This is a genomic window from Pseudomonas sp. HMSC066A08 (genome assembly GCF_001813025.1).
GTDB classification, from domain to species: Bacteria; Pseudomonadota; Gammaproteobacteria; order Pseudomonadales; family Pseudomonadaceae; genus Pseudomonas; species Pseudomonas aeruginosa.
Genome location: NZ_KV811360.1, coordinates 133,687 through 141,340 on the forward strand (window position 1 = coordinate 133,687; position 7,654 = coordinate 141,340).

Sequence of the window (7,654 nt, forward strand, 5' to 3'; positions counted from 1 at the left end):
TGCCGCGGGGCGCTGGAACCGGCCCCCTCGGGACGAAGGGGCGGTGACGTTCAGCCCGGATCGCGGTGGTCCGGGTGGAAGTCGCTGACCGCCACGCTGACCGCGTCGCGGGTGGCGATGTCGATGCCTTCGCTGGCCACCTCGGCGAGGAAGTCGATCTGCTCCGGGGTAATCACGTAGGGCGGCAGGAAATACACCACGCTGCCCAGCGGGCGCAGCAGCGCGCCGCGCTCCAGGCCATGCTGGAAGACCTTCAGGCCGCGGCGCTCCTGCCAGGGGTAGGGCGTCCTGGATGCCTTGTCCTGGACCATTTCGATGGCCAGGACCATCCCGGTCTGGCGCACCTCGGCGACATGCGGGTGGTCGGCCAGGTGCGCGGTGGCCCTGGCCATGTGGGTGGACAGCGCGCGGTTGGCCTCGATCACCTTGTCTTCCTCGAAGATGTCCAGGGTCGCCAGGGCGGCGGCGCAGGCCAGCGGGTTGCCGGTATAGGTGTGCGAGTGGAGGAAGGCGCGCAGGGTCTGGTAGTCGTCGTAGAAGCCCCGGTAGACGGTCTCGCTGGTCAGCACCGCGGACATCGGCAGGTAGCCGCCGGTGAGGGCCTTGGACAGGCAGAGGAAATCCGGGGCGATGCCGGCCTGCTCGCAGGCGAACATCGTCCCGGTGCGGCCGAAGCCCACCGCGATCTCGTCGTGGATCAGGTGCACGCCATAGCGGTCGCAGGCTTCGCGCAGCAGCTTGAGGTAGACCGGGTGGTACATGCGCATGCCGCCGGCGCCCTGGATCAGCGGTTCGACGATGACCGCGGCGATCTCGTCGTGCCCTTCGGCCAGGGTGCGCTCCATGTGGGCGAACATGTTCCGCGAGTGTTCTTCCCAGCACATGCCGTCCGGACGCAGGAAGCAGTCCGGGCTGGGCACCTTGATGGTGTCCAGCAGCAGCGACTTGTAGGTTTCGGTGAACAGCGCCACGTCGCCCACCGACATCGCCGCGATGGTTTCGCCGTGGTAGCTGTTGGTCAGGGTGACGAAGCGCTTCTTGCGCGGCCTGCCGCTATTGAGCCAGAAGTGGTAGCTCATCTTCAGCGCGACCTCGATGCCCGCCGAGCCGCTGTCGGCGTAGAACACCCGGTCGAGCCCCGGCGGGGTGATCTTCACCAGTCGCTCCGACAACTCGATCACCGGCTGGTGGCTGAATCCGGCGAGAATCACGTGCTCCAACTGGTCGACCTGGTCCTTGATGCGCTGGTTGATGCGCGGGTTGGCGTGACCGAACACATTGACCCACCAGGAACTGACCGCGTCGATGTAGTGCTTGCCTTCGAAATCCTCCAGCCAGACGCCTTCGCCGCGGCGGATCGGGATCACCGGCAGGCGTTCGTGGTCTTTCATCTGGGTACAGGGATGCCAGAGTACGTTCAGGTCGCGCTGCATCCAGTCGGCGTTAAGGCCCATGGGCTGTCTCCTCGGATCGATCGGCAAAGCCTATGCAATGGGGGTGAGATGAACAACCCGGCGGGTTGGGACACATCCGACAGCAGCCGCCGACGGACTCCTATGGTGGCCCAAACGGCTCTGGCGTATGCTGCGCGCCGTTGCGTCTTTGCTTTTTTCCTGGGGAGTCCGGTATGTCGTTAAGGTGGCTGCGCGCCGCGGCGTTTCTCATGTTGGGGGTGTTCAGCGCGGTGGCGCTGGGCAAGGATAAACAGCCTACGGCGATCGTCGTCGGCGCGGGCCTGGCAGGCCTGAGCGCGGCCTACGAATTGCAGAAGGACGGCTGGCAGGTCACGGTGCTCGAGGCGCGGCCGCAGGTGGGCGGGCGTTCCGGCCTGGCCACCAGCGAATGGGTCGGCAACCAGAAGGTCCAGCCCACGCTCAATGCCTACCTGGACACCTTCAAGCTGAAGCCGGTGCCGGCGCCGGACTTCGTCCGCACCCCCAGCTACCTGATCGACGGCCTGTACTACAGCAGCAGCGATCTCGCGCTCAAGCAGCCGAACGTCGCCGCCGACCTCAAGCGCTTCGAGTCGACCCTGGACGATCTCTCGGCATCGATCTCCGACCCGCTCAACCCCGCCTCGAGCAATACCCTGTTCGCCCTCGACCAGATGAACGCCGCGCGCTGGCTGGACAAGCTGAACCTGTCGCCGACCGCGCGCCTGCTGGTCAACCAGCGTATCCGTTCGCGCTACGACGAACCGTCGCGCCTGTCGCTGCTCTACCTCGCCCAGCAGGGCCGCGCCTACCGTGGCGTCGACGACCGCGACCTGCGCGCGGCGCGCCTGCCCGGCGGCAGCCAGGTGCTGGCGGAGGCCTTCGTCAAGCAGATCAAGACGATCAAGACCAAATCCAAGGTGTCGAGCATCGTCCAGGCCAAGGACGGCGTCGCCGTCAAGGCCGGCAGCGAGACCTACAAGGCCGACTACGTGGTTCTCGCCGTGCCGCTGAAGGCGCTCGGCCAGATCCAGATGACCCCGGCCCTGAGCGGTACCCAGATGTCCGCGCTGAAGGGCACCAACTATGGCTGGCGCGACCAGATCCTGCTGAAGTTCAAGCGCCCGGTGTGGGACGACAAGTCGCGCCTCTCCGGCGAGATCTTCAGCGACCAGGGCCTGGGCATGATCTGGGTCGAGCCGGCGCTGAAAGGCGGCGCCAACGTGCTGATCAACCTGTCCGGCGACAACGCCCGCGTGCTGCAGGCTTTCGGCGACCGGCAGATGGTCGACCAGGTGCTGATCCGCATGAACAAGTTCTATCCGAAGATGCGCGGTGCCTTCGCCGGCTACGAAATTCGTCGCTACAGCGCCGATCCGGGCACCGGCGGTTCCTACCTGGCCTACGGTCCGGGCCAGGTGACGCGCTTCTGGCGGATCTGGGAACAGCCGCTGTCGCGGGTCGCCTTCGCCGGCGAGCACACCGATGCGCTGTACCCCGGCACCATCGAGGGGGCGCTGCGCAGCGGCAAGCGCGCCGCCAGCCAGGTGCGCGACCTGTACGCCGGCAAGACCCCGGTGATCGAGGGCGCGCCGATGGTGGCGAAGGCCGAGAAGGTAGCCGCACCGACGACCGGCGGCGAGAAGAAGAACCCGTTCGCCTGGTTCACCCGCCTGTTCGATTGATCCCCTTCGCCGGCGCCGGAAGCTCCGGCGCCTTGCGCCTCCCGGTTCGCAGCGCAATCCAGGGTTTTTTCTTAGCCTGCGAACCTATCTTGTGAATCGATGTTTCAAAGCAGAATTTTCTGCTTTAACTCGATGGATTTGCCGCTAGTCTTGAGGCTTCGCTTTTCAAGGAAGTTTTTCATGCAGTGGCGCAATACCTCATCCCGTTACGGCGTATTCAGCCTGTTCCTGCACTGGGGCAGCGCACTGGTGGTCTTCGGCTTGTTCGGCCTGGGCCTGTGGATGCGCGAACTGAGCTATTACGACCCCTGGTACCACCCCGCGCCGGCGCTGCATAAAAGCATCGGCATCCTGCTGGCCATTGCCCTGCTGGTGCGGATCGTCTGGCGTTTCGTCAGCCCGCCGCCGCCGGCGCCGGCCAACCACGGTCCGCTCACGCGGGTAGCGAGCAAGCTCGGCCACCTCGCGCTGTACGGGCTGCTGCTGGCGGTGATCGTCGCGGGCTACCTGATTTCCACCGCCGACGGCGAACCGATCAGCGTGTTCGGCTGGTTCTCCGTGCCGGCGACCCTCAGCGGGCTGCCCGACCAGGCGGACGTCGCGGGTGAAATCCATCTCTACCTGGCCTGGGCGCTGGTGGTCTTCGCCGTCCTCCATGCCCTGGCCGCCCTCAAGCATCACTTCGTCGACCGCGACCCGACCCTAAAGCGCATGCTCGGTCGCTCGTCGAATGATCAACAACCACGTTAAGGAGAATGTCCATGCTGAAGAAGACCCTTGCCGCGCTGGCGCTCGGCTCCGCACTGTTCACCGCCGGCCAGGCAATGGCCGCGGACTACAAGATCGACAAGGAAGGCCAGCACGCCTTCATCGAGTTCCGCATCAAGCACCTGGGCTATAGCTGGCTGTACGGCCGCTTCAACGACTTCGACGGCAGCTTCACCTTCGACGAGAAGAACCCGTCGGCCGACAAGGTCAAGGTGACCATCAACACCAACAGCGTGGACACCAACCATGCCGAGCGTGACAAGCACCTGCGCAGCGGTGATTTCCTCAACGTCAGCAAGAACCCGACCGCTACCTTCGAATCCACCGAAGTGAAGGCCAACGGCGACAGCGCCGACATCACCGGCAACCTGACCCTGAACGGCGTGACCAAGCCGGTCACCATCAAGGCCAAGCTGATCGGCCAGGGCGACGACCCGTGGGGCGGCTACCGTGCCGGCTTCGAAGGCAGCGCCATCCTGAAGCTGAAAGACTTCGGCATCAAGATGGACCTCGGCCCGGCATCCCAGGAAGTCGAGCTGCTGCTCTCCGTCGAAGGCATTCGCCAGTAAGCGGATACCTGAAACGAAAAACGCCGGCGATCGCCGGCGTTTTTCATTGTGCTTCGAAAAGAATGTTCTTAAATATCCTCAAGCGGTTGCGCGGCCAGGCATTGGTCGAGGAGATGCACCAGGGTGGCCTGTTCCTCCGGGGTGAGCGGGGCAAACAACTCGTCATGCACGCGTGACATGATGGCCTCCGCATGCTGGTGGATGCCCAGCCCCTCGTCGGTGAGGAAGAGTTGGAAGCTGCGCTGGTCGCTGGGGTTGCGCTCGCGGCGGACCAGGTTTCTTCCCTCCAGCTCGCGGATCTTCCGGGTGATCAGTGCCTTGTCGCGGCACATCTGGCGTCCCAGGTCCTGCAGGTTCAGCCCGCGTTGTTCGTCGATAAGCTTCAATACATGGACGTCGGGCGGGGTCAGGTCGAGCCGCTGGCAATCGAGCTCGCTCTGGATGCGCGTCCGCACATGCTGGAAGACCGCCATCAGCGCGGGCATCAGGTCGGGATTCACGGGGTAGTTCATTGGTCTGGCCGAGTAAACCTAATGTAAATGTGGTTGATCCAGTCAACTATTTTGCTTATTTTAGTTGACCTTATCAACCTTGTTTCAGGTTCTGAATATGGGCCATGGCGCCGGGTGGATAACCGGCCATCGAGCTAAAACGTTTCAGGTGTTTTCACGCGAGGCTTTCGGACGTTTACAAACACCTATGAATGTAAGTATTTTGCCTGCCTTCTTCGAGCCGGTGCAGCGCCTTCACGCTGCATCGGCCGCTTTCGCTCATGAGGACAACGCTATGCAACGAACGCCAGCCATGCGTGTACTGGTTCCGGCCCTGCTGGTCGCGATTTCGGCCCTTTCCGGGTGCGGAAAAAGCGAGGCGCCGCCGCCGGCGCAAACGCCGGAGGTCGGGATCGTGACCCTGGAAGCGCAGACGGTGACCCTGAATACCGAGCTGCCGGGCCGGACCAATGCGTTCCGCATCGCCGAGGTGCGTCCCCAGGTGAACGGCATCATCCTCAAGCGCCTCTTCAAGGAAGGCAGCGACGTCAAGGCCGGGCAGCAGCTCTACCAGATCGACCCCGCCACCTACGAGGCCGACTACCAGAGCGCCCAGGCCAACCTGGCCTCGACCCAGGAGCAGGCCCAGCGCTACAAGCTGCTGGTCGCCGACCAGGCCGTGAGCAAGCAGCAGTACGCCGACGCCAATGCCGCCTACCTGCAGTCCAAGGCGGCGGTGGAACAGGCGCGGATCAACCTGCGCTATACCAAGGTGCTGTCGCCGATCTCCGGCCGCATCGGTCGGTCCGCGGTGACCGAAGGCGCCCTGGTGACCAACGGCCAGGCCAACGCGATGGCCACCGTGCAACAGCTCGACCCGATCTACGTCGATGTCACCCAGCCGTCCACCGCCTTGCTGCGCCTGCGCCGCGAACTGGCCAGCGGCCAGTTGGAGCGCGCCGGCGACAACGCGGCGAAGGTCTCCCTGAAGCTGGAAGACGGTAGCCAATACCCGCTGGAAGGCCGCCTCGAGTTCTCCGAGGTTTCCGTCGACGAAGGCACCGGCTCGGTCACCATCCGCGCCGTGTTCCCCAACCCGAACAACGAGCTGCTGCCCGGCATGTTCGTTCACGCGCAGTTGCAGGAAGGCGTCAAGCAGAAGGCCATCCTCGCTCCGCAGCAAGGCGTGACCCGCGACCTCAAGGGCCAGGCTACCGCGCTGGTGGTGAACGCGCAGAACAAGGTGGAGCTGCGGGTTATCAAGGCTGACCGGGTGATCGGCGACAAGTGGCTGGTCACCGAAGGCCTGAACGCCGGCGACAAGATCATTACCGAAGGCCTGCAGTTCGTGCAGCCGGGTGTCGAGGTGAAGACCGTGCCGGCGAAGAATGTCGCGTCCGCGCAGAAGGCCGACGCCGCTCCGGCGAAAACCGACAGCAAGGGCTGATCAAGGGGATTCGTAATGTCGAAGTTTTTCATTGATAGGCCCATTTTCGCGTGGGTGATCGCCTTGGTGATCATGCTCGCGGGCGGCCTGTCGATCCTCAGTCTGCCGGTCAACCAGTACCCGGCCATCGCCCCTCCGGCCATCGCCGTGCAGGTGAGCTACCCGGGCGCCTCGGCCGAGACGGTGCAGGACACCGTGGTCCAGGTGATCGAGCAGCAGATGAACGGGATCGACAATCTGCGCTACATCTCCTCGGAGAGTAACTCCGACGGCAGCATGACCATCACCGTGACCTTCGAACAGGGCACCGACCCCGACATCGCCCAGGTCCAGGTGCAGAACAAGCTGCAACTGGCCACCCCGCTGCTGCCGCAGGAAGTGCAGCGCCAGGGGATCCGGGTGACCAAGGCGGTGAAGAACTTCCTGATGGTGGTCGGTGTGGTTTCCACCGATGGCAGCATGACCAAGGAAGACCTGTCGAACTACATCGTTTCCAACATCCAGGACCCGCTGTCGCGGACCAAGGGCGTCGGTGACTTCCAGGTGTTCGGCTCGCAGTACTCGATGCGCATCTGGCTCGACCCGGCCAAGCTGAACAGCTATCAGCTGACCCCCGGCGACGTGAGCAGCGCGATCCAGGCGCAGAACGTGCAGATTTCCTCCGGCCAGCTCGGCGGCTTGCCGGCGGTCAAGGGCCAGCAGCTCAACGCCACCATCATCGGCAAGACCCGCCTGCAGACCGCGGAGCAATTCGAGAAGATCCTGCTCAAGGTCAATCCCGACGGTTCCCAGGTGCGCCTGAAGGACGTCGCCGATGTCGGCCTGGGCGGCCAGGACTACAGCATCAATGCGCAGTTCAACGGCAGCCCGGCGTCCGGTATCGCGATCAAGCTGGCCACCGGCGCCAACGCGCTGGATACCGCCAAGGCGATCCGCCAGACCATTGCCAACCTGGAACCGTTCATGCCGCAGGGCATGAAGGTGGTCTACCCGTACGACACCACCCCGGTGGTCTCGGCCTCGATCCATGAGGTAGTGAAGACCCTCGGCGAGGCGATCCTCCTCGTGTTCCTGGTGATGTACCTGTTCCTGCAGAACTTCCGCGCCACGCTGATCCCGACCATCGCCGTACCGGTGGTGCTGTTGGGCACCTTCGGCGTGCTCGCCGCGTTCGGCTTCTCGATCAACACCCTGACCATGTTCGGCATGGTGCTGGCCATCGGCTTGCTGGTGGACGACGCCATCGTGGTGGTGGAGAACG

Annotated in this window: 6 protein-coding genes and 1 pseudogene; 5 read left to right on the plus strand and 2 right to left on the minus strand. The window is 64.2% G+C overall.

The features are described from left to right. Positions 1-50 precede the first annotated feature (50 nt). Positions 51-1,454, minus strand: coding sequence for an adenosylmethionine--8-amino-7-oxononanoate transaminase (locus HMPREF2886_RS27990; protein WP_070748782.1), 1,404 nt, complete (start codon positions 1,452-1,454; stop codon positions 51-53). 173 nt (positions 1,455-1,627) lie between these two features. Between HMPREF2886_RS27990 and HMPREF2886_RS27995 the strand changes: the two genes are divergently transcribed. The 3 genes from HMPREF2886_RS27995 (at position 1,628) to HMPREF2886_RS28005 (ending at position 4,455) form a co-directional block, all read left to right on the plus strand. Beyond that, on the plus strand, positions 1,628-3,118 hold the full coding sequence (locus HMPREF2886_RS27995; RefSeq protein ID WP_033972310.1) for a flavin monoamine oxidase family protein: 1,491 nt from the start codon (positions 1,628-1,630) through the stop codon (positions 3,116-3,118). Positions 3,119-3,298: 180 nt separating this feature from the next. Further along, positions 3,299-3,868 carry a cytochrome b gene (locus HMPREF2886_RS28000; RefSeq protein ID WP_003106133.1) on the plus strand — a complete coding sequence of 190 codons (570 nt, stop codon included), beginning with the start codon at positions 3,299-3,301 and terminating at the stop codon, positions 3,866-3,868. An 11-nt stretch (positions 3,869-3,879) separates the two neighbouring features. Beyond that, positions 3,880-4,455: a YceI family protein gene (locus HMPREF2886_RS28005; protein ID WP_058173544.1), complete on the plus strand. Its 576-nt coding sequence runs from the start codon at positions 3,880-3,882 to the stop codon at positions 4,453-4,455. A 68-nt stretch (positions 4,456-4,523) separates the two neighbouring features. Here the strand turns inward: HMPREF2886_RS28005 and mexR are convergent, their stop codons facing one another. Beyond that, positions 4,524-4,967: an effux pump transcriptional repressor MexR gene (gene mexR, locus HMPREF2886_RS28010; RefSeq protein ID WP_033972312.1), complete on the minus strand. Its 444-nt coding sequence runs from the start codon at positions 4,965-4,967 to the stop codon at positions 4,524-4,526. 274 nt (positions 4,968-5,241) lie between these two features. Here mexR and mexA point away from each other — a divergent pair, with 274 nt between their 5' ends. Then, positions 5,242-6,393 carry a multidrug efflux RND transporter periplasmic adaptor subunit MexA gene (mexA, locus tag HMPREF2886_RS28015; RefSeq protein WP_003118819.1) on the plus strand — a complete coding sequence of 384 codons (1,152 nt, stop codon included), beginning with the start codon at positions 5,242-5,244 and terminating at the stop codon, positions 6,391-6,393. A gap of 15 nt (positions 6,394-6,408) precedes the next feature. Beyond that, positions 6,409-7,654 (plus strand): annotated as a pseudogene (mexB, locus tag HMPREF2886_RS28020) (multidrug efflux RND transporter permease subunit MexB); the annotation flags it as partial.

What these genes read in the sequence shown, in the direction of transcription:
- HMPREF2886_RS28000 (WP_003106133.1), top strand. Translation starts at nt 3,299, where the DNA reads ATGCAGTGGCGCAATACCTCATCCCGTTACGGCGTATTCAGCCTGTTC.
- mexA (WP_003118819.1), top strand. Translation starts at nt 5,242, where the DNA reads ATGCAACGAACGCCAGCCATGCGTGTACTGGTTCCGGCCCTGCTGGTC.
- HMPREF2886_RS27990 (WP_070748782.1), bottom strand. Translation starts at nt 1,454, where the DNA reads ATGGGCCTTAACGCCGACTGGATGCAGCGCGACCTGAACGTACTCTGG.
- HMPREF2886_RS27995 (WP_033972310.1), top strand. Translation starts at nt 1,628, where the DNA reads ATGTCGTTAAGGTGGCTGCGCGCCGCGGCGTTTCTCATGTTGGGGGTG.
- HMPREF2886_RS28005 (WP_058173544.1), top strand. Translation starts at nt 3,880, where the DNA reads ATGCTGAAGAAGACCCTTGCCGCGCTGGCGCTCGGCTCCGCACTGTTC.
- mexR (WP_033972312.1), bottom strand. Translation starts at nt 4,967, where the DNA reads ATGAACTACCCCGTGAATCCCGACCTGATGCCCGCGCTGATGGCGGTC.